Origin of the sequence: Pedobacter sp. MC2016-14, assembly GCF_020991475.1 — a bacterium.
GTDB lineage: Bacteria > Bacteroidota > Bacteroidia > Sphingobacteriales > Sphingobacteriaceae > Pedobacter.
In genome coordinates, this window is record NZ_JAJMPA010000002.1 from 384,888 (window position 1) to 408,250 (window position 23,363).

Genomic DNA, 23,363 nt, shown 5'->3' on the forward strand with positions numbered 1-23,363 from the left:
ATCGGACTTAATAAATTAATTATTAACCAAATAATCAGTATGAATTCAAAACTTTTACGAAAAGTTAAAGGCATCGTCCTTTTATCCATTTTTTGTTGCGCATCGGCGTATGCCCAGCAAAAGAAAATCACAGGAAAGGTTACAGATGGTGGTGATGGTGGCCCAATACCGGGAGTGAATGTCAGCATTAAAGGTAAACCTAGTAATGTCAGTACAAATGCACAAGGGGTTTATGTGATTCAAGCTGACCCTGCAGTTGATGTATTGGTATTTTCCTACATCGGATTTGTTAGACAAACGATTACTTTAGCTGGAAGAGCAACGGTAGATGTAAAACTTGCTTCGGATAACCAGACGCTAACGCAGGTAGACATCGTTTCTGTAGGTTACGGTACGAAAAAGAGATCTGAGATTCTGGGTTCTGTTGCTACGATTACGGGTGCAGAGCTTCAAGATATTCCGGCTACAAATTTGGCTGGAGCGATGAGAAATAAAATTGCTGGTGTGGGAGTTAGTCAGGTTTCTGGCCGACCGGGAGCTCCTATTACATTAAATATAAGGAATTCCACCGCAAGTAGTACGGCTTCTACTCAAGTTGAGACTACAGCCGAACCTCTTTATGTTGTTGATGGTATCACTGTTACTCGAGAAGCATTTGACAATATTGATGCGTCAATGATTGAAAATCTAACATTTTTGAAGGATGCTTCAGCCGCAATCTATGGGGCTTCAGGTGCTAAAGGTGTAGTCTTGGTAACTACAAAAAAAGGTAAGCTTGGCAAACCTAGTATTACTTATAATGGTTATTTGGGTGTTTCAGACGCAGCTAAAACACCTGATATGTTAAGTGGTTATGACCATGCCGTTCTTTTAAATGAGACTTACCGAGCTCAAAGTGCTCCATTTTCTAGCTTATTCCTACCAGCGGATTTGGATTATATCAAAAATCTGAATTATAAAAGTTGGTACGACGAGGTGTGGCAATCTGCGACGACGCAAAGACACAATCTTGGGATATCAGGTGGTACAGAAAAAATTACTTTTTTTGCTGGAGGAAGCTATCAAAGTGAAAATGCTAATTATGCGGGATTGAAATTTGATAAGTATGCTTTTAGAAGTGGCGTTGTTGCGAATATTGCCAATGGTTTGACTGCAGACGTAAATTTCAATGTGGATTGGAATATCAGGAATGCCCAGCATAACCAGACTGATAATGATGCAGCTTTTTTTGAACAAATTGTAAGTGTTCCAAGATGGGTTCCAATTTCGATTGACGGTAAAAATGTGAATTTTAACAATGGGGCTGCCGTAAACCCACAAGCGATTTTAGAGTCAGGATACTATGACAGACGGCAATCTAAAGGTTATCGAGTAAATGGAAGTTTGAGTTATCAACCGACATTTTTAAAAGGTTTTACAGCTAAGCTGCAAGTATCTCAAAGTAGTGGTTCAACTAATAGCCGACTATATCAACCTCCATATTCAACATATAATTTCTTAAGGACAGGAAGTAATGGTCAGTTATATTCAGAACAGTTACAACTTAATCCTACAACGGGAGCTCCGGTTATGTTTGATGCAAGAACCGCACAAAATGCAAGTGTCACTCCTAGCTTGTCTGATAATAACAGCTATCAAGGGTTCTTAACACTTCAGTACGCTAAACAAATTGATAAGCACTCTTTCGGTTTACTAGCGGGTGCTGAGCAGAGTGAATCAAATGGTGAAACCGTTGCCGTTCGTTATACAAATCAATTAATTCCGGGTGGTGAGGAATATTGGGCTTTCGATGCAACATCATTGGCTCGTCAAGAATTTAGTAAAGTTGCAACGTCAAAAAGATCCTTTTTTGGTCGTATAAATTATGATTTCGATAAAAAATATCTATTAGAGGTAATCACTCGTGTCGATGCATCATCTAATTTTGCGTCAGGTAATAGGTGGGGAGTGGCGCCAAGCGTTGGTTTAGGTTGGGTAGCCAGCCAGGAGAAATTTTTCAAAGAAACTAATTGGTTGAGTTTTGTAAACTTTTTAAAATTAAAAGTAAATGTTGGTGTAACGGGAGACGATAGAGTTAGCCAAAGATTATGGCAAGATAGGTTTCTAATTGATGTTACAAATGGATATCTTTACGGTAGTTCTAATCAAAATAGCTTAAACCGATCGCGCTTAGCCAACCCAGACATTACTTGGGAAAAAAAGAGGACAATCAATGTTGGCTTAGAGTCGTCAATGTTTAATAGTAAATTAGATTTTAGCGTAGAGGTTTTCCAAAATTATACTTATAACCAATTTGATTTGGGTGCCAATCAATTATATCCTTTATATGCAGGTTTTGCGGCACCAGTTGTCAATTATAGACAGCTTTACAATTGGGGATCTGAATTTAGTATTGGTTATAAAGCAAAACTTGCGACCGACCTGAATCTGAGTACAAGTATTAACTTTGCTTACGGCAGTTCAATTGTGGATAGAACTATATATGCGCCTGGTAGTTTAATCAACAACGTTGCTCCAGATTGGCTAACGTCATTTGGAACGGATCCAAACTACTATAACTCAAATAACATCGGATTGAGAACAATCGGTATGTTTAGAACACAAGGGGAGGTAGATCAGTGGTTGGCAAAATATCCTAATTATAGAGTGTATGATCGTGTTCCACAACCGGGATGGTTATATTACGAAGATACAAATGAAGATGGAATCATAAATGATTATGATATGAAACCATTATATAATACGACCAATTCTTTCTTTTCTTCCGGTATTTCTTTGAATTTAACATATAAGGCCTTTGCTCTAAATACAAATATCAATGCTAGATTTGGTGGTAAAGTATTTTATGATAGCAGAGCTAGAATAGCACCTTCTGCTACAAGAAATATTCTGTCTATTTGGAATGATCGTTGGACTCCTGAAAATCCAATGGATGGTAAATTTCCTAGGTTTGATGATCCATCATTGACTAGAAATTCAGACTTCTGGGCTGTGGATGGAACTACAATACGTATCAATTCAATGACTTTGAGCTATAAGGCACCTACTTTCCTGACTACAAAACTTGGATTAGGAGGAGCTAGAATAATGCTTACAGGAAATAATCTTTGGACATTGGTGAATCCTCTTAAATATAAGGATCCGTATACATCAAGTGCATATGATTATCCCATCTTAAGAACTATCTCATTAGGTTTAAATGTTAATCTATAATTCTAAAGTAATGATAACACAAAATAAAAGAGCCTTAGGCAAGTATTTAATGCTTTTGGTTGCGACTATCGCTTTGCTTTCATGCAAAGTTAATGATGATAAATTTTTTGAACTACCTGACACTGGTGGTATTGATGCAGCAATTTGGAATTCTGAAGGGTCTGTTCAATTACATTTAAATAGAGTCTATGATGTAGTTATTCCAGCCTTTCCGTTACAATTAGCTCCGGATAGATATGGAGTACATGCAGCTAGTGATGAAAATTATTTTCCCAGTGCAGATGCGAATGCAAGGGCTGCTTTGGGCATGCAGGGGTCACTAGGAAATGATGATGTGAGGTATACAGGTAATACCTATAATGGTAATGCAGGAAGTAATAAATACTGGGATATTGCTAGATGTAACGATGCTATAACCAATATTCCCTTGGGAACAATGCCTCAAGCAACGCAACGTACCTTATTAGGGCAATATTATGCTTTGAGAGCAATGGTTTATTTCGAAATGGTTAAAGTATATGGCGGTGTTCCATTAATATTGGTACCTCAAACACCAGAGTCAATTTACACAGATGGTAGAAAAAGCGCAAGAGAGTGCATTAATTCGATTATTAGCGATTTAGATAACGCTATAGCAATGCTTGATGGATTTACTCCGACAGATGATAGTGGAAGGGGTAAAATGACCAAACTTATTGCGACTTGTTTAAAAGCAAAAGTATTGTTTTATTATGCAAGCCCACAATTTAACCCACGAAATGATCCGAGACATCCTTATGATCCAGAAAGATGGAATACTGCTTTAGCTGCGAATAAACTTGCCTATGACATGTGTATTGCGGCAGGAAAACGATTGATGACTAATTATGCAGATATTTTTCGCACTGAAGGAACAGCAAACACAGAAGCAATTTTGGTAAGAACTTACTCTAACAGCATTAGTTCTAGAGGACATGATGGGGAATATCGCGTGAGACCGGCTTCGGAGGGTGGAAGTGCTAACCCTTATTATTTAGCTACTACGAAATTGCTTAATGCCTATACAACAAGAGATGGTAATAAAATCACAAACGCAACTGCTCAATATCCATATGATGCAGTAATGTTTTGGCAAAATAGAGATCCTAGATTTGAGGCTACCATAGCTTATAATGGAAGTAGCTGGCCTTTAAGCGGTAATACAACTAGAAAGCAATGGACTTATAATGCTGCTTTAGCAGAGACAACCGGCAATGGTGTATACTGTAAACGTTTCAGTACTCCTGGTTTGGCTTCTGGTAATGTTAGGTATAGTAATAATCTGGGCGGAAGCGGTATGGATTGGATTGAGTTAAGACTTGCCGAAATAATGTTAAATTATGCGGACTGCGAAAATGAGGCTCCACTAGGAAATATATCAATTGCGAAAGATATGGTTAGACAAATCAGAGTAAGGGCAGGCATAGTTCAGGGAGTTGGTACTAATGACTATGGACTAGGTGTTGCAGGAGATGTTGCTACGATGAGAGATCTAATTCTGAATGAAAGAATGGTAGAATTTGCTTTTGAAGGTAAACGTAATTCTGATTTGAGAAGATCTCGTCTAATGTATACTTTAAATGAGCCTATGACTAAATTGGAAATTAGATTAGTGCGTCCTTTTGTTAGTACTTCTAATCAAGGAGATAAGGCTGTTCTAGAAGCAGTTACAAACGGTGTTATGTTTAGAGAGACTCTTAATATAAACGATAAGACAACCTACCAAAGGTATTTTATCAACTTCGAATATACCGATCCAAACTATTTACCATATAACGTGCCTACATTTCATAATTTTTATACTTTTCATAATGATTTCGTAAACAATGGGATCAATATAGCTCCAACAATAGGTTGGGCTGGCGGTACTTTTGACCCACTTGATTAAAATAGAAATAATTGAAATTATATCATTTAAAATATTAAGAAATGAAAAATAAAAATTTTCAAAAATTGCTCTTTGGCGCAATATGCATATTATCTTTTTCCTCTTGCAAAAAGGATACGGAAAATATTTTTACGATGTTTGACGACGTCACCGTGACATATAATAATAGTGATCCAAGATGTGTTACCGATTATAAATTGGTAAATGATGGCGAAGAAGTATGGATCGATTACACAATAAATTCAGCTTCTGAAGATATGTATTCTATTATTGTTGAAAAGTCTGCTGGAGCAGCGCAGAATGGTACTTATGAACGTACCACTGTTGTAATCTCAGACAATAACAGGCGTAGAAGTTACTCTGATATTATAAAATTTACTATGAGTCGAGATGGAAAAACGAGCTATCGTATTTGTGCATTGAACAAGAAAGGAACTTTTATTGGTGATGGATACAAGAAAGTGACAATCGAACAAAATCCGAGTTATACTATTATTGCAAATAAAAATATTTATTTGCCAGATACAGTTGCGAAGGTATTACCCTCATTCTTCTCCCTTAGAGATGGAACTACCTACAGCTATACAAATGGTGCAGCAAATGCTTCTAACATAGATTTTGGTATCTGGAGACGACCAAATACAAATTCAGATGCTATAACTAATCCTTATATTTACAATCTTTATTCAATTAGTACACCTACTAGTCCTTTCGCCAACATTTATGATATAAGTGCATGGATTCCGAAAAGGGCGACACTATTCAGCACCCCAGTAACGTCCCAATCTAATATTTTTGTTTATACTGCAGTTTCCAGTTCAACAATCGGTACGCTGGCAAGGGCACGGACAATTAATCTTACAGCAACTGCCTCAACTACTTTTGCTGCCGGATTGGCGGCTGGTAATGCTATCTTTTTCCTTACCCCAGAAGGAAAGTATGGAATGATGCTGATAAATGCGGTAACAACAGATTATGATAGAAAACCTTACATTAACGTAAGTGTTAAGGTACAGAATTAGGTGTTAGGATTTAAATGACAAGGTTTTAGTGCCGATTATTATATTCCAATCCCGTTGCCAAATTCATCGATATCTATGGCAACGGGATTTTTTAAACCACTAAATAATATCGAAAACTTAAATTCAAGCTCATCAATTCTTTTGCAGTCATAAGTCAAATCTATTTGACATTATTGTACTGTCCGTAACTCGCTATCTCAACAATAACAACCAAATAAACAAGTATGAATTCTAAACTTTTACGAACGATAAAAGGCATTTTCCTTTTATCCCTAATTTTCTGTGCATCATCATATGCCCAGATTAAAAAAATCACAGGTAAAGTTACCGATGGTCCGTATGGGGGACCGATTCCCGGTGTTAATGTGAGTATTAAAGGTAAGCCAAGTAATGTAAGTACTAATGCGGAGGGTATTTATGTTATTCAGGCAGATCCTGCCGTTGATATTTTGGTATTCTCTTACATAGGCTTTACGAGGAGAATGATCAATATTGAAGGTAAGGCTACACTAAACGTTGCTCTAGTTGCGGAAGATAAATCGCTTGATGAAGTTGTTGTAATTGGTTATGGCAGTGTTAAAAAGCGTGACTTAACAGGATCGGTGACTAGCGTAAAGGCTGATGACATTGTCAGAAGTCCTGTAAGTAATGCTATGGAAGCCTTGCAAGGAAGAGTTGCTGGTTTAGATATCCAAAGAGGCAGCGGACAGGCCGGATCAAATCCTGCAGTTTTGTTGCGTGGAAACAGATCATTTCTAGCAAGCCAGTCACCATTGTATGTAATTGATGGCGTGCCTGCTGGAAGCATTGATAACATCAATCCAAATGACATCGAAAGTATTGATGTGCTTAAAGATGCTTCTTCCACTGCAATTTATGGGGCCGCTGGAGGCAATGGAGTGATTATGATCACCACTAAAAAAGGCATTGCGGGTAAAGTGACCATTGACGTGAATAGTTATTATGGCGTAAATGGATTTGCTACCTTTCCCAAACCTCTTATGAGTGATCAGTGGATTTCTTACTTGAACGATCGGTTCGCAGCAGATAATAATGGAAAGCTTCCTAATAGTCTTCTTGATCTTGGTCTAAGTGCCCAGGTAAGGGATGCTATTGATGCAGGGCATTGGGTGGATTGGGTAGACGAAAGTCTAAGCACCGGTACACAAGAAAACCATCATTTATCTTTACGAGGTGGTTCGGATAAGGTTCAGGCATTTTTGTCTTTCGGTTATATAGGTGAGAAAGGCATTTATAAATTTGATAAAAATCAGGCCTATAATGGCAGAGCGGGAGTTGATATTCGCTTTAACAAATTTCTTAAAGCGGGTGTCCAAACTAATATAAACTTATCAAATAGTGATGCAACAAATAGTAGAATCAATCAGGCTTATAGTTTAGCTCCTGTAGGCCTTCCTTATTTGGAAGATGGCTCAATTAACCTTTATCCTGTAGCAGGAACTTCCACTGTAAGTCCCTTGGCAAATTTAGCCCCCGGTGTTTTTGTTAACAACAGTAAAAACTTTTATTTGACAGCTAACCCTTACGTGGAACTTAACCCAATTAAAGACCTGTCCATACGCTCTAACTTTGGTGCAGTTTTCAGTTCTTCAAGAAATGGAAAATTTGCGAACGAGCGCTCTTTTAACATCGCTACGGCAACAGGAACTACACCGTTTAAAGAAGCAACATATACCACCGGTTTAAACCAGTCGCTAGTATGGGAAAATATTATTAACTACAATTTCACAGTAAACCAAGATCATAAGTTTACGCTAACAGGGATTACCTCTATGGCGAAAAATAAAGCTGAAACTTCTTTTGTAAGTGGAAATGGTATCGATTATGATGAATATCTCTACTACAATATGGGTGGTGCAAAAACTATAACGGGCGTTGGGTCAACCTACGAAGATGGATCAAGGTTATCATTCGCCGGCCGTCTGAATTACAACTATAAAAGTAAATATTTATTAACTGGATCCGTAAGGCGTGACGGTGTTTCCCAACTGGTAAAAAAATGGTCTACATTTCCGTCTTTTGCAGCCGCATGGGTAATAAGCGAAGAGGATTTTATGAAGGAAACCAAATCCTGGTTAGGCAATTTAAAATTGAGGGCTGGATGGGGTATTGCAGGTACAGCGGGCATACCGGCTAATGCCCGTACAACAGAAGTAGTGACAAAAACGGGGACACAAATCACACTTGGTGGGGCAGGTATCCTTCCAAATTATGTGTTGAAGCAGACTTTGGCTAATCCTGAATTGACCTGGGAAAAGGCTCACACAACTAATATTGGTATAGATGCATCGTTTTTTACTAATAGGATTGAACTGAATGCAGACTGGTATCATACCCAAACAAAAGGGGTATTGTACAGTAGAAAGTTACCTTTTACATCCGGTGGATACGATGCTAAAAATCCATACCTCATTTATTCTAATATTGCTTCTACAGATAACAAAGGATTAGAATTATCAATAAATACAAAAAACATTGAAAATTCTAATTTTCAATGGAATTCTGCCTTTACATATACAAAATACAAGGAGAAATTGGTAAATATTAATTTAGGCAATTCATTAACGCCAACTGAGCTCATCTCCGAAGGATTATTTTTGGGACAACCGTTATTTAACATTTATGGTTATAAAAAACTTGGTATATGGCAGTTAGGAGAAGAAGTTGAGGCTGCTAAATATGGAGCAAGACCTGGTGACATTAGGATAGCAACCGTACCTAGGGATGTAAATGGGGTATCTGACAATGGTGTACACACCTATTCTGCAAATGACAGAATGTTAGTAGGACAAAAAAATCCAGTTTGGACTATGGGCCTACAAAATACATTTGTGTATAAAAATATAGACCTTACTATTTATGCGCTGGCAAGGTATGGACAAATGATTGATGCCCCTATTTTGGGCTATTACAATAGGGTAGCACAGCCATCATCGTACAATTATTGGACCCCTAATAATCCAACCAATGATTTTCCCCAACCACACCAAACGGCACCAGGTATTAATACTACGGTAATGTCGGCATTATCAATTGTTGATGGGTCGTATTTTAAGATAAAAAATATAACATTAGGTTATAGCATACCAAAAGCATTTGGTCAAAAAATAGGCTTATCAAGGTTTAGAGTATATGGAACGGCGTATAATCCTTTTATTTTTGCTAAAAGTAAAATGCTTAGAAATGTGGATCCGGAAACTGGTGGTACAGACTCATTTCCGCTTTATAAACAAATCGTATTCGGTTTAAATGCTTCATTTTAATTACGTTAAAAAAATAAATTATACGGATGAAAAACTTATATATAAAATCTGGCACCTTTTTTCTTATGTTAGGAATGTTGGCCAGTGGTTGCGAATTGAAAGAATATAATCCCAGTACACAATCTGTAGAAACTGCTTATGGTAACAAAGTTGGTTATGAAGGTTTGATTAATTCTTGCTATGCTGATCTTTACTTTTTACATGGTAAGTCGGATATTATCGGCCCAACGGAGGCTGGAACAGATAGCTGGGTTAATACAGGTAGTAATGAAATTGGATTGTCATTGTATGATAACAGCCTAAATACTTCCACGGGAACCGTAAGGGTTTTGTGGAACGCTTTGTACGCAATTTCAAATTATTGTAATACCGCAATTGAAGCTGCTAAAACTGTTAAGGGATACAATTCTGCTGCAGAAGTAAATGCTAAGGTTGCTGAGGCATATTTTATTCGTGCGTATGCAAATTTTAATTTGGTTGAGCAATTTGGCGGGGTAACTTTACAAACGAATTCACCAGTTGAATCCGGACCGAATACAGCTCCAACGCGAAGTACAGAAAAGGAATTCTATGACTTGATATTTTCTGATCTGAAGTTCGCATGTGACAATTTACCAGTAACCCAGACTTTAAGAGGCAGGGTTACTAAAAAGGCGGCTTACGCATTAATAGCGAAAGCTTATTTGCAGCGGACGAGGTTGGGTGAAAAGGAGCAGTATGCTAAACTTGCTCTGGACGCTGCTGAAGAATTGATTAATAGGCAAGCATTTTACAATTGCTCGCTATATTTAAGTGATGCGCAAAAATCGGGCTTTACTAAATTATGGGAAGGTGCAAATAATAAGAATAATACAGAATCATTGTTTTTACAAGCGGTAGATATTACAGGATTGAACCCTGAGGGCTATAATAGAGGACGTATGCGTCAGTATTATTTGCCAGATCTAGGGAGTCGAGGTGCTGAATGGGGTACCCGTGAAACAAGTATTCTGTATGGAAGAAGTAATTCCAGATGGTTTAAGCCAAGCAAATATCTTTTAACCAGTGTGTTTGAGCCAAGTGCAACTACGTCTGATACAAGGTTTGCACAAACATTTACTTATAAGTTTTATGCTAACACAGATAAATTGATTACTCAGGCATTAGCGACTACTTTTAAAAAGGATGCTTCTGTAGTAGGAAAGACAATTTTAGGAACCACGGCAGCCTACACTGGTCTTTTTGGAACCCAACAGCTCGAAGAAGAAAAAAACATGGCAAATGATGCTGGTTTAGCAGTCTTTACACCAAATTGGACAATTGATGAAGTCACCAAATCAAAGATGCCGATGTTAGTGGCTGATCCAAGTGATATTTTTGATCCTGTAACCGGCGACTATAAAGTTGTGGCTACCATTCCTGCCACAGATATTAACTATACGAATATGTATCCGGCAATGAAAAAATACTCAAGTAAAATGTACGATCAATCTAATCAATATTGGTTAGGTGATATTCCCATTATAAGATTAGGAGATATTTATTTAGTGGCCGCTGAAGCCGCATTACTATACAACAATGACCAGACTAAAGCAGCAGGATATGTGAATACTATTAGAAAAAGAGCGGCCTTATCTACCAATGAGGGTGCCATGGTTGTTTTACCTGGTGCAATGAATATAGATTTTATTTTGAAGGAAAGGGCCAGAGAATTGACAGGTGAACATTGGCGCTGGTATGATTTAAAGCGAACTAATAACCTAACCAAAGCTTATTTGTCTGTCACCAATCCAATTGTAGGTGCAAACTTCATTGACAGCAAACATAAAGTTCGTCCTGTACCGCAATCTCAACTGGATGCAATTACCAACGCTGCTGAGTACGGCACCAATGGTTATTAATTTTAGTTAGAAAAATACTAAGTTTAAGTCCTTATCAATTGCAGTTGATAAGGACTTTTTTTAAATAATCCCAACTGTTACGGATCCGGGTTGTTTAGTAGTAGTTACACCTCATCTTTGGCTATCCATTTACCCACAACAGGTGCTTCATAATTCGCCATTTGATCTAACAAATCATTAATATCATTATTAATTAGCAACATACTTTGATTAACTGGCTTCAGAAAGCCTTTTTTTACCATCGTTTCTATCATGGCAATCAGCTCATCATAAAAACCGTAGATATTTAAAATGGCAATTGGTTTTTTGTGCAGGCCAAGCTGTGCCCAGGTCAGCATTTCAAAAAACTCTTCTAAAGTTCCAAATCCACCAGGCAGTGCAATCACACCATCGCTAAGGTCATTCATTTTTGTCTTGCGTTCATGCATAGTTTCTACGAGAACCAGTTCTGTTAACCCTGTATGGGCAATTTCTTTGTTTTGAAGAAAATGAGGTAGTACACCAATTACTTCGCCACGGTTTTCAATCGCTCCATTTGCCACGGCACCCATTAAGCCAACATTGGCTCCACCATATACCAATCCGATATTTCTTTCGGCTAAGGTTTTACCTAATAAATACGCCTGTTCTTCATATTCTATTTCTGTTCCAAAACTAGAGCCGCAAAACACTGTGATCTTTTTCATCTGTATCGTATATCTAAAGTATTATTCAATCTCCCGCAAATTTAGAAAAAATGGCTTTACCGAATAGATTGGCCCCTTTAAAACATAGACAACTGTCCTCGCTGCTTACTTAATGTTGTACTTTTTTTTGTAAATGTTATAACTTTATAGAATGATAGTAAAAAGAAAGATAACTATTGAAGCTGTAGTGGAGCCTCGCAAGGACTGGGAACAACAATTTATTTGCCACAGTTCGATCATCGTTCGATCACAGGTTATGAATAATACTACTTACATATGGGTATGGTAGGACTTTCCTAGGTGTCGGCTACCTTTAGAAGCATATAATAGGAGTAGAAGAACGAAGTTCTGCGGGAGGCTAAAAAGGCGTGTGGAAGAAGGTGGATATAGGCTTGATTGAAGAAAGATTAATTCAGCCACTGTAACATCCTTAACACCAAAATGCGCTTTACGTGTGATTATGACACTTAAGGTAATATCCTATAATACCATGTGAAAATTATACATTAAACACAGTTTAATACGTTGCATATTTGAAATTACATACATTCTAACCAGATTACTCACCTACAATGCCAAAGATTATCAGCAGCCCATTAGTAAACAACCACTATTTTTTAACGGCGATTTAAAACTCAATGCAAATTTTTGGAAACTAACTTATTCAACATGAACATGAAACCCTCATTGATTTTGTCTATCATTACTGATGTCAACATTAAGAAGGTTCTCCACAATTAAAAAACATTTATAAAAAAGATGAAACATAGATTCTTGCAAATTGCTCTCTTAGCCTCCATGCTTACCGCAGGCAACCACGCATTTGCCCAATACCCTAAAATTCCTGCAGATGTAAAAAAAGCATCTGATGACATGATGGCTGAGGCATACAAACAGTCTGATGTGGCTTGGTTAAAAGCCTTGCCTACTATTCAAAAAGAGGAGAAAGAAGGAAAACCATACATTCCATGGGCAGGTCGCCCGACAGATCTTCCACAAGCTGAAATTTTGGCTTTCCCTGGTGCAGAAGGTGGTGGTGCCTATAGCTTCGGTGGTCGTGGCGGTCGCGTAATCGTAGTAAAAAACTTAAATGACAGTGGTCCCGGATCACTACGTGATGCTTGCGAACAAGGTGGCGCAAGGATCGTTGTTTTTAACGTATCCGGAATCATCCGCATTAAAACGCCATTGATTATCCGTGCCCCTTACATTACCATAGAAGGGCAAACAGCTCCTGGTGATGGTGTTTGCGTGGCAGGTGAGTCTGTATGGCTAAATACCCATGACGTAATTGTACGTTACATGAGATTTAGAAGGGGGGAGACTTTTGTTGGTCGCAGAGATGATGCCATTGGTGGAAATCCGGTGGGTAACATCATGATCGACCACGTTTCGGCGAGCTGGGGACTGGATGAAAACATGTCGATGTACCGTCACATGTTTAATGACAGTACAGGTAAAGCGGAAATTAAGCTGGCGACTGTTAACATCACCATCCAAAACTCCATCTTTTCTGAAGCTTTAGATACCTGGAACCATGCTTTTGGTAGTACTTTAGGTGGTGAAAACTGCTCATTTGTACGTAACCTTTGGGCAGATAACGGTGCGCGTAACCCATCTATTGGATGGAACGGAATTTTCAACTTTGCCAATAACGTAATCTTCAACTGGAACAACAGGTCTACAGACGGTGGTGATTATACTGCATTGTATAACATCATCAACAACTATTACAAACCAGGACCAGTAACCAATTTAAAAGATCCAATCAGTTACAGGATTTTAAAACCAGAATCTGGCAGGAGCAAACTTGCTTATGTTGTGTTTGGAAGAGCCCATGTATCAGGGAATATCATTGAAGGCAATGAGCAGGTAACTAAAGACAACTGGAACGGAGGAGTACAGTTGGAAGATAAAAAAGGTGAGTTGATGACTTTTGAGCAGGCTAAACCTTATTTTGCGGCAATGCGTGTAGATAAACCGTTTCCTATGGCGCCGATGACCATTTTACCAACGATGGATGCGCATAAATATGTATTGGCAAATGCTGGTGCAACCTTACCTAAAAGAGATCCTGTAGATACTCGTGTAATTGAACAAGTTAAAACTGGTATCATAGTAACCCCTAAAAACGTTAAATTATCTGATAAACCGGATTTTGAGCACCGTCGTTTACCCAAAGATTCATACAAAATGGGCATCATTACAGATGTTTCTCAAGTTGGTGGTTACCCTGTTTACAAAGGAACACCTTACAAAGATTCAGATGATGATGGTATGCCAGATGATTATGAAAGCAAAAATGGCTTGAACCCTAAAGATGCATCTGATGCAGCTATAATCACAAAAAGTGGTTATTCAAATATCGAAGTTTATTTAAACAGCATAGTTCCAGTTAAAAACGTAAAACCATAAAATAATGCGTGCATTACCATTTTTAGCCTTACCCCTTATCGTTTTAGGTATCAATAAGCCTGCCCATGCCCAGTATCCCGTGATACCCGAGGCCATGGAAAAAAAGGCAGACTCCTTACTTGAAAGCATTAAGCAACGTTCAGACCTTCAATTTTTAAAGGTCAAAGATGTTATAGATAGGGATGCTAAAAATGGTAAGCCTTTTATTCCATGGGCTGCAAAGCCTGAAGATTTACCGCAATCCAAACTCCTGGCTTTTCCAGGTGCTGAAGGTGGTGGTGCATACAGTTACGGCGGTCGTGGTGGAAAAGTATTTGTGGTAACCAGCCTGGAAGATGAAGGTAAAGGTACCTTGCGTGAAGCATGTGAGCAGGGCGGTGCCCGCATCATAGTATTTAATGTCGCCGGAATTATCCGCTTAAAATCCCCTTTGATTATCAGGGCTCCATACATTACCATTGCCGGACAAACCGCTCCGGGTGATGGCGTTTGTGTTGCCGGAGAATCTGTATGGATCAATACCCATGATGTAGTGATCCGCTACATGCGTTTTCGCAGGGGCGCCACCGATGTAACCAGACGTGACGATGCCATTGGCGGTAATCCGGTTGGTAACATCATTATCGACCACGTTTCTGCAAGCTGGGGATTGGATGAAAACATGTCTATTTACAGGCATGTGTATGATCCAAAAGATGGCTCGAAACCGGTAAAACTGCCTACTGTAAATGTAACCATTCAGAATTCTATTTTCTCTGAGGCTTTGGATACCTACAATCACGCTTTCGGAAGTACCATTGGAGGTTTAAACAGTACGTTTATGCGTAATTTATGGGCGTCCAACATCAGTCGTAATCCTTCTGTGGGTATGTACGGTGACTTTGGTTTTGTAAATAACGTGATTTTTAACTGGTGGAACCGAAGCGCTGATGGTGGTGATAATGCCTCCTTTTATAGTTTCATCAATAACTATTACAAACCAGGTCCTATTACGCCTGCAGGTGAACCAATCTCTTATCGTATTTTAAAACCAGAATCGGGTAGAGACAAACGTTTTACGAACGAATTTGGTAAGGCATATATCACCGGAAACATTGTAGAAGGAAATGAAAAGGTAACTAAAAACAATTGGGATGGAGGTGTTCAGCCTGAAAGTAAACGCGATAAACAAAAACTGCTGGATTCTATTCGTGTAAATAAGCCTTTGCCAATGGCAAAAGTTTCTGTTATGGATACAAAAAAGGCTTACGATTACGTACTTGCCAATGCCGGAGCTTGCTTGCCTTTAAGAGATGCGGTTGATAAGCGTATTGTAAACCAGGTGAAAACCGGGAAAATTGAACACGTTGAGGATGGTAAACTGCCTGCAAAACAGAATTATGTAAAACGCCGTTTGCCAGATGATTCCTATAAAAAAGGCATTATTTCGGATATTGCACAAGTGGGCGGCTACCCGGAATACAATGGAAAACCTTATGTAGATTCAGACAACGACGGTATTCCTGATGCATGGGAAATTAAGAATGGCCTGAATCCCAAAGATGCAAGTGATGCGGCAAAAATCACCAAAAGTGGCTATGCCAATATAGAAGTCTATTTAAATAGCATCGTACCTTCAAAAATTTAAGCCTGAAATTTAATGGTGGTAAATAAAATCAAAATACTGCTTTTGTGGCTTGGCGTTTTACTTTGTATAAACGCCATACCTGTTTTTGCCCAAAAGAAAAAGGTGGTAGAACCGCCAAAACCAATTTTTAAAGCTAAGGATGGCAAACTTGCCTACACACCTGATGAGAAAGGTAACCGGATTCCGGATTTTTCCTATTGCGGATACAAAGGTGGTGACGAGGCTATTCCGGCAGCTGTAGTAAAAGTAGTTGTTCCGCTAAAAACAGGGGATGCCACTTACAGGATTCAGGCCGCTTTAAATTATGTAGCCACTTTGCCTAAAGGAAAAGACGGTTTAAGGGGAGCAGTCCTGCTTGAAAAAGGAAGCTATCAGGTTTCAGGCTCTTTAAAAATGAATGCTTCCGGTGTAGTATTGAGAGGTAGTGGTGCAGGGAAAGATGGCACCGTACTCTTTGCTGATGGCCTCGATAGGATGGGTGTCATCATCATTTCAGGGAAGGCTGATCAGTTGAAAGCTGAAGCCGTTGCCATTAAAGATACTTATGTTCCTGTCAATGCGTCAAAACTTACTGTAGCTAATGCAAATGGCTTTAAAGTTGGAGACCAGATCAGTATTCACCGTCCCTCTACCGTAAACTGGATTGCCGACCTTAAAAATGAACATTTTGGCGGAGGCATTACTTCTCTGGGCTGGAAAGCCGGACAGCGTGAAATTTACTGGGACAGGAAAGTCCTCAGTGTAAATGGTTCTGTACTCACGTTGGATGCGCCGTTAACTACGGCTTTAGATACCACCTATGGCGGAGGAACCGTTCAAAAATATACCTGGAATGGCCGCATTCAGCAGTCCGGTGTAGAGAATATGAGCATCAAGTCTGACTTTGATGCTAAAAACCCTAAAGACGAATACCACCGCTGGACTGGCATATCTTTACAAAATGTGCAGGATGCCTGGGTACGCCAGGTTGTATTTGAGCACTTTGCAGGTTCTGTAGTCAATGTTCAGGAGAGTGCCAGCAGGATTACCGTAGAAGATTGTAAATCTTTAAATCCGGTTTCCGAAATTGGTGGCGAGCGTAGGTACACTTTTTTTACCGCTGGTCAGCAAACACTTTTTCAGCGTTTATATTCAGAATATGGTTACCACGATTTCGCAGTTGGCTTTTGTGCTCCAGGCCCTAATGCCTTTGTGCAATGTCAGGCTTACCTGCCTTACAGTTTTAGCGGCGCAACAGACAGTTGGGCGTCAGGTGTACTTTTTGACATTGTAAATGTAGACGGACAGGCATTACGCTTTTCTAACCGTGCACAGGATGGTCAGGGTGCCGGATGGGCTGCTGCAAACAGTGTGTTTTGGCAATGTACCGCTGCTATCATAGAATGTGACCGTCCGCCAACTGCTCAAAACTGGGCCTTCGGCAGCTGGGCGCAATTTGCTGGTGAAGGGTACTGGGACATGTCTAATGAGCAAATTCAGCCCCGAAGTTTATATTATGCACAATTAAAAGACCGTCTGGGTGAGCAGGTAGATGCAAGGGCGATTTTGCTACCTGTAGAAACTGAAGCTTCCAGCAGCCCACCCGTAGATGTTGCTCAAAAATTAACGCTGCTCTCTGTTAAACCTGCTATACAGCTGAGCGATTTCATTGACGAAGCAGCAACACGTAATCCACTTCCTTTGGCTGCAAATGGTATTAAAACCATAGACCAGGTTGGGGTTCCAAAAGTTAAACCCCTAACATTGGCGGGCACGATGTCCATTAAAGATGGTTTACTTTTAAGGGGAAATACCTTAATCACTGGAGACCGTCAAGAAGTGCCCTGGTGGAACGGTACGGCCAGGCCATATGGTGCAGGTAAAGCAAAGTCGCACATTACGCGTTTTGTACCCGGTAAAACTGGTGCCGGACTAACTGATGATCTTGAGGATATTACCGATTCCATGCAAATGGGGACAGTAAAAATATTAGACCATAATTATGGTTTATGGTACGACCGTCGCCGTGATGACCACGAACGCATCCGGAGAATGGATGGCGAAGTATGGCCACCATTTTACGAATTGCCATTTGCACGCAGCGGACAGGATAGAGCCTGGGATGGATTGAGTAAATATGACCTTTCTAAATATAACCTCTGGTACTGGGACCGCCTTAAACAATTTGCAAACCTTGCAGATCAAAAAGGATTGGTACTCATTCACCAAAATTATTTTCAGCACAACATCATAGAAGCCGGGGCACATTACGCCGACTTCCCATGGCGTTCTGCCAACAATATTAATACAACTGGTTTTCCGGAACCTGTTCCCTATGCAGGTGATAAACGGATCTTCATGGCAGAGCAGTTTTACGATGTTAGCAACCCTGCACGCCGTGCCCTGCACCGCGCTTATATCCGTAAATGCCTGGACAATTTTTCAAACAACAATGGTGTCATCCAATTAATTGGTGCCGAATTTACCGGCCCGCTTCATTTTGTTCAGTTTTGGATAGATGTGATTAAAGAATGGGAAAATGAAACAGGTAAACATCCGGTTATTGGATTGAGCGTAACGAAAGATGTACAGGATCAAATCCTCGCAGATAAAGAGAGGGCCTCTGTAATTGACCTCATTGACATCCGATATTGGCATTACCAGGCAGATGGCTCTGCTTACGCGCCAAAAGGCGGTCAAAATCTTGCGCCACGCCAACATGCACGTTTACTAAAACCTAAAAAGACTTCTTTTGAGCAGGTGTACCGTGCCGTGTCAGAATATAGAAGCCGGTTTCCTGAAAAAGCCGTGTTGTATAATGGCGACAATTACGATGCCTATGGTTGGGCGGTATTTATGGCTGGAGGTTCTTTGCCTGATATTTCAACTTTTAACAGCGCATTGGCAAAAGTAGCGTCCGCATTAAAATCTTTTGAACTAAAAGGCAAACCTGCAGGGCAATACGCAAGGGCAGAAGAAGGCAAAACCTATGTCATTTACAATACAACTGACGTAGCCGTTAGTTTAGACCTCACAAAAGTCTCCGGCAATTTTAAAGTACAAAGGTTAAATACTCGTACCGGAGCCTTTAGCAATGAAGAACGAATCAAAGGTGGTTCAGAATCGAAATTTAAAAAATTATCTTCAGGTGATGAAATGATCTTCATCCATAAAATTTAAAAACAATGTACAACAGGATTCTTTTATTTGTAATCATCTCCATGGCCATACTTAGCTGTACGGCCAAAAAAGAAGTATCGGGTCTGCAAGACTTAAAAGTTTCTGCAAATGGCAGGTATTTGATGACGGCTGATGGCGAACCTTTTTTCTGGTTAGGCGATACTGGCTGGTTATTGTTCAATAAAACCACTCGGGAAGAAGCCAATCAATATTTAGAAGACCGAAAAAATAAAGGCTTCAATGTGATACAGGTTATGGTACTGCATACCGTACCATCTGTAAATGTATATGGTGATTCATCCATCAGGAATAGCGATGTGTCCATGCCCGATACGACTAAAGGAAGCCTGTACTCGGACTCTGTGCAATATGATTTTTGGGATCATGTAGATTACATCGTAGATAAAGCTGCGGAAAAAGGATTGTACATGGCTATGGTGCCTGTTTGGGGTACAAACGTTAAAGATGGAAAAGTAAGCCCTGCACAAGCAGAAAAGTATGCTGTTTTTCTTGCCGAAAGGTATAAAAATCGTAAGAACATCATTTGGCTAAATGGTGGCGACATTAGAGGTACAGAAGGGATGGAAGTTTGGAATACGATCGGAAGCACCATTAAGAAAAATGATCCCGGTCACCTGATGACATTCCACCCAAGGGGGAGGACAAGTTCTACAGACTGGTTTCACAACAGCAGCTGGTTGGATTTTAACATGGCCCAGTCTGGTCACCGTCGTTACGATCAGGACACTACCGCTAAAGAAAAGTGGCACCATGGCGAAGACAACTGGAAGTTCATCGAAGCAGATTATAAATTAACGCCTGTTAAACCCGCAATTGACGGCGAACCATCTTACGAAGGGATTCCACAAGGATTACACGATACCACAGAGGTACGCTGGAATGACAACGATGTGAGAAGATATGGCTATTGGTCAGTATTTGCAGGCGGATTTGGTTACACCTATGGAGACAATGCGGTGATGCAAATGTACCACAAAGGTGATAAAAAGAGCTCATACGGGCCCAAAGAGACCTGGGATGTTGCGTTAAATGCAAAAGGTGCGGGACAAATGATTCATTTAAAAACCCTGATGCTGTCGCGCCCGTATTTTGAGCGTGTGCCAGACCAGTCGATAATTGCGGGTACCAATGGCGAAAAATACAACAGGTTAATCGCCACAAGAGGCAAAGACTACCTCTTCATCTATACTTATACAGGCAGGAATATCAGTCTGAACATGGGTAAAATTGAAGGAGAAAAAGTTAAAGCATCCTGGTTTAATCCAAGAGACGGCAAAATTACAGCAGCTGGAGAAATAGACAACAAAGGAACACACGATTTCGATCCTCCGGGAACAGAACAAAATGGTAACGACTGGGTGTTGATCCTGGATAAAATATAGGCTACAGCTATGAACTTAAAAAGATCACGTTCTGTAATTTACCTCGGCTGTTTGGTATTGCTGTTTTTTAGCTCATGTGCTAAAAAGGGCTATGTATTTACCTCATTTCACGAACCTGCCAATGAAGGTTTGCGTTTGATGTACAGTAACGATGCCTATAAATGGACAGATCTGGGAAAAACCTTTTTAAAGCCGGAGATCGGTCAGCAGAAAGTGATGCGCGATCCATCTATGGTTCAGGGGCCAGATGGTGTTTTTCATTTGGTATGGACCTGTAGCTGGAAAGGCGACAAAGGTTTTGGCTATGCGAGTTCTAAAGACCTGATCCATTGGTCGCCACAGCAATTTATACCCGTAATGGAGCATGAGCCTACCACGGTAAATGTTTGGGCCCCAGAACTATTTTACGATGCGGACCTGAAACAATACATCATCATCTGGGCCTCTACAGTGCCCTTCCGTTTTGAAAAAGGTGTAGAAGAGGAAGACAATAACCACAGGATGTATGCGGTAACTACCAAGGATTTTAAAACCTTTAGCAAGGCACAGCTTTTTCTTGATCCCGGGTTTAGCGTCATCGATGCTGTAATCCTAAAAAAAGCGAAGGACGATTATGTACTGGTGTTGAAAGACAATACCCGTCCAAACAGGAATATAAAGGTTGCTTTCGGCAACAAGGCGTTAGGCCCATATACTGGAGTTTCTGCACCATTTTCGGGTAAACTTACCGAAGGCCCAACTGTAGTTAAAGCTGGAAAAGATTGGCTGATTTATTATGATGCCTATGGTGAAAAGCGTTATGCCGCCATGAAAACAAGAGATTTTAAAACTTTTACCGACGTTTCTTCAGAGACGGTTATACCCGAAGGGCATAAACATGGTACCATAGTAAAAGTTAAAAGAAGTGTGATTAAAGAGCTTATTAAATGAAGATACTAAAGATTTGTATAGTACCTCTGCTGGCCGTATGGGTACAAACTACACAAGCACAGGATACCGTACGTTACACTGGTACTACCATTGTAAATGCCGACTACCATCACGGTCAGCTTGCCCCGGCGGTGGGTGTTCACAACATTCAGGTATTTCGTGCCAACAGGGAGCATCCTGAATTGGCCGATGGATTGAATTGGACATATAACCATGCGCCTATGCTGGCCTATTGGAACAATACTTTCTACCTGGAGTACTTAAGTGATCCTGTTGGTGAACATATTCCGCCAAGCAGAACTTTACTTCAGACATCTAAAGACGGTTACAACTGGTCTAAACCAGCCATCATTTTTCCGCCCTATAAAATTCCTGACGGATGGAAAAAGGAAGGTGTAGAAGGAGTTGCTAAAGATTTATATGCTACGATGCACCAGCGCGTAGGATTTTTTGTTTCCAAAGCAGGCCGTTTATTCGCACTGGCTTATTACGGAATAGCCATGGATAAAACCGACGATCCTAACGATGGAAAGGGAATAGGACGTGTGATCAGAGAGCTAAAAAAAGATGGCACTTACGGAGCTATCTATTTTTTAAGGCCCAATTCAAGCTGGGACATGAAGCATGCCGAATACCCATTTTATACGAAAAGTAAAGACAAGGGATTTGTGGCTGCTTGTAATGAAATTTTGGCCAGTCCGCTGATGATGCAGCAAATGGTGGAAGAATCTGACCGCAATGATCCTTTAATTCCATTAAACAGACCCGTAAAAGCATTTAGCTATTACCATTTAAACGATGGCAGGGTGGTTGGTTTATGGAAACACGCCCTAACCTCTATTAGTAAAGATGGTGGTAAAAATTGGGACTACAGTCCATTAAGGGCTCCTGGATTTGTGAACAGCAATGCTAAAATCTGGGGTCAGAAAACCTCGGATGGACGTTTTGCAACGGTATACAATCCTTCGGAGTTTCGCTGGCCATTAGCTGTTTCTACCAGTGATGATGGCCTGAATTATAAAGACCTTTTACTGGTTAACGGAGAAATTTCGCAAATGCGTTACGGTGGTAATTACAAATCTTACGGTCCGCAATACATCAGGGGTATTCCTGAAACAGATGGTAAACCTGCAGATGGAAACATGTGGCTTACCTACAGCATGAACAAAGAGGACATTTGGGTAGCTAAAGTACCGGTGCCAGTTACCGTTAAAATTGCGGGGCAGGCAAATGAGGTATTCAATAGCCTCCCTGCAGGGGAAGAACTAAAATTATGGAATACTTTTAGTCCGCTTTGGGCCTCTGTAAAAATAGAACAGGCAGCAGACGGTACAAAAGCATTGACTTTACGTGATAAAGACCCTTATGATTTTGCCAAAGCAGAAAGGGTGGTTCCGGCAGCAAGAAAACTAATCGCTGAGTTTATCGTAATTCCTGCTCAAAACAATACAGGCTCATTGCAGGTAGAATTTCAGGACGCCAAGGGAACAGCTGCCGCAAGGTTGATTTTTGGTGCCGATGGAGAGCTGAGGGCGAAGGTAGGCTACCGAGATTCTGGAATCATGAAATATGAAGCTGGAAAAACCTATAACATTAAGGTTGAACTAGACATGAACAAAAGAATGTACAACCTTAATATAAATGGTGAAGACAAAGGACCAAGATTGATGTTTGTTCCAGTTTCTGCTTTTGAAAGGGTGGTATTCAGAACGGGAGATTTGCGTCGTTTTCCTGACGTAGATACGCCTACAGATCAAAACTTTGATTTAAAAGATCCGGGAACGCCAGTTAAAGAGGCCATTTATTATATCAAATCGCTCAAAACACGGACCTTTTAA

12 protein-coding genes are annotated in these 23,363 nt (G+C 40.1%); 11 read left to right on the forward strand and 1 reads right to left on the reverse strand.

Translation table 11 applies throughout. From position 1 onward, the window contains the following. Positions 1-39 precede the first annotated feature (39 nt). The 5 genes from LPB86_RS13945 to LPB86_RS13965 all read left to right on the forward strand — a co-directional run bounded on the left by LPB86_RS13945 (position 40) and on the right by LPB86_RS13965 (position 11,305). Positions 40-3,213, forward strand: a complete 3,174-nt coding sequence (locus tag LPB86_RS13945; protein ID WP_230644953.1) for a SusC/RagA family TonB-linked outer membrane protein — start codon at positions 40-42, stop codon at positions 3,211-3,213. Then, positions 3,200-5,119: a RagB/SusD family nutrient uptake outer membrane protein gene (locus LPB86_RS13950; protein ID WP_230644955.1), complete on the forward strand. Its 1,920-nt coding sequence runs from the start codon at positions 3,200-3,202 to the stop codon at positions 5,117-5,119. Before LPB86_RS13945 ends, LPB86_RS13950 begins: the two co-directional genes overlap by 14 nt. Before the next feature lie 41 nt (positions 5,120-5,160). After that, entirely contained in the window at positions 5,161-6,141 is a 981-nt protein-coding gene (locus LPB86_RS13955; protein ID WP_230644957.1) for a hypothetical protein, read from the forward strand. Positions 6,142-6,365: 224 nt separating this feature from the next. Next, complete coding sequence (locus LPB86_RS13960; protein WP_230644959.1) at positions 6,366-9,425, forward strand: TonB-dependent receptor; 3,060 nt, start codon at positions 6,366-6,368, stop codon at positions 9,423-9,425. Positions 9,426-9,451: 26 nt separating this feature from the next. Beyond that, complete coding sequence (locus tag LPB86_RS13965) at positions 9,452-11,305, forward strand: RagB/SusD family nutrient uptake outer membrane protein (RefSeq protein WP_230644961.1); 1,854 nt, start codon at positions 9,452-9,454, stop codon at positions 11,303-11,305. A gap of 104 nt (positions 11,306-11,409) precedes the next feature. Here the strand turns inward: LPB86_RS13965 and LPB86_RS13970 are convergent, their stop codons facing one another. Further along, the gene (locus LPB86_RS13970; RefSeq protein ID WP_230644963.1) at positions 11,410-11,991 is read right to left on the reverse strand and encodes a TIGR00730 family Rossman fold protein; all 582 of its coding nucleotides are present in this window, start codon (positions 11,989-11,991) and stop codon (positions 11,410-11,412) included. 759 nt (positions 11,992-12,750) lie between these two features. On the opposite strand from LPB86_RS13970, the gene LPB86_RS13975 reads away from it, so the two are divergent. Genes LPB86_RS13975 through LPB86_RS14000 form a run of 6 tightly spaced genes read left to right on the forward strand, consistent with a single transcriptional unit; the run spans position 12,751 to position 23,363 of the window. Continuing rightward, complete coding sequence (locus LPB86_RS13975) at positions 12,751-14,406, forward strand: polysaccharide lyase family 1 protein (protein ID WP_230644965.1); 1,656 nt, start codon at positions 12,751-12,753, stop codon at positions 14,404-14,406. 4 nt (positions 14,407-14,410) lie between these two features. Then, the gene (locus LPB86_RS13980) at positions 14,411-16,033 is read left to right on the forward strand and encodes a polysaccharide lyase (RefSeq protein ID WP_230644966.1); all 1,623 of its coding nucleotides are present in this window, start codon (positions 14,411-14,413) and stop codon (positions 16,031-16,033) included. Positions 16,034-16,045: 12 nt separating this feature from the next. Further along, entirely contained in the window at positions 16,046-19,192 is a 3,147-nt protein-coding gene (locus tag LPB86_RS13985) for a DUF6298 domain-containing protein (RefSeq protein WP_230644968.1), read from the forward strand. Between the two features lie 5 nt (positions 19,193-19,197). Beyond that, on the forward strand, positions 19,198-20,595 hold the full coding sequence (locus LPB86_RS13990) for a glycoside hydrolase family 140 protein (RefSeq protein WP_230644970.1): 1,398 nt from the start codon (positions 19,198-19,200) through the stop codon (positions 20,593-20,595). Between the two features lie 9 nt (positions 20,596-20,604). Continuing rightward, positions 20,605-21,525 (forward strand): glycoside hydrolase family 43 protein, encoded by a 921-nt coding sequence (locus tag LPB86_RS13995; RefSeq protein ID WP_230644972.1) that lies wholly within the window; start codon positions 20,605-20,607, stop codon positions 21,523-21,525. After that, positions 21,522-23,363 carry an exo-alpha-sialidase gene (locus LPB86_RS14000; RefSeq protein ID WP_230644975.1) on the forward strand — a complete coding sequence of 614 codons (1,842 nt, stop codon included), beginning with the start codon at positions 21,522-21,524 and terminating at the stop codon, positions 23,361-23,363. The genes LPB86_RS13995 and LPB86_RS14000 overlap by 4 nt, the downstream gene beginning before the upstream one ends.

Bases quoted from the DNA above. Each gene is read 5' to 3' on its own strand.
- LPB86_RS13970 (WP_230644963.1), bottom strand. From the start codon at position 11,991: ATGAAAAAGATCACAGTGTTTTGCGGCTCTAGTTTTGGAACAGAAATA.
- LPB86_RS13945 (WP_230644953.1), top strand. From the start codon at position 40: ATGAATTCAAAACTTTTACGAAAAGTTAAAGGCATCGTCCTTTTATCC.
- LPB86_RS13980 (WP_230644966.1), top strand. From the start codon at position 14,411: ATGCGTGCATTACCATTTTTAGCCTTACCCCTTATCGTTTTAGGTATC.
- LPB86_RS13955 (WP_230644957.1), top strand. From the start codon at position 5,161: ATGAAAAATAAAAATTTTCAAAAATTGCTCTTTGGCGCAATATGCATA.
- LPB86_RS13995 (WP_230644972.1), top strand. From the start codon at position 20,605: ATGAACTTAAAAAGATCACGTTCTGTAATTTACCTCGGCTGTTTGGTA.
- LPB86_RS13975 (WP_230644965.1), top strand. From the start codon at position 12,751: ATGAAACATAGATTCTTGCAAATTGCTCTCTTAGCCTCCATGCTTACC.
- LPB86_RS13965 (WP_230644961.1), top strand. From the start codon at position 9,452: ATGAAAAACTTATATATAAAATCTGGCACCTTTTTTCTTATGTTAGGA.
- LPB86_RS13960 (WP_230644959.1), top strand. From the start codon at position 6,366: ATGAATTCTAAACTTTTACGAACGATAAAAGGCATTTTCCTTTTATCC.
- LPB86_RS13950 (WP_230644955.1), top strand. From the start codon at position 3,200: ATGTTAATCTATAATTCTAAAGTAATGATAACACAAAATAAAAGAGCC.
- LPB86_RS13990 (WP_230644970.1), top strand. From the start codon at position 19,198: ATGTACAACAGGATTCTTTTATTTGTAATCATCTCCATGGCCATACTT.
- LPB86_RS13985 (WP_230644968.1), top strand. From the start codon at position 16,046: ATGGTGGTAAATAAAATCAAAATACTGCTTTTGTGGCTTGGCGTTTTA.
- LPB86_RS14000 (WP_230644975.1), top strand. From the start codon at position 21,522: ATGAAGATACTAAAGATTTGTATAGTACCTCTGCTGGCCGTATGGGTA.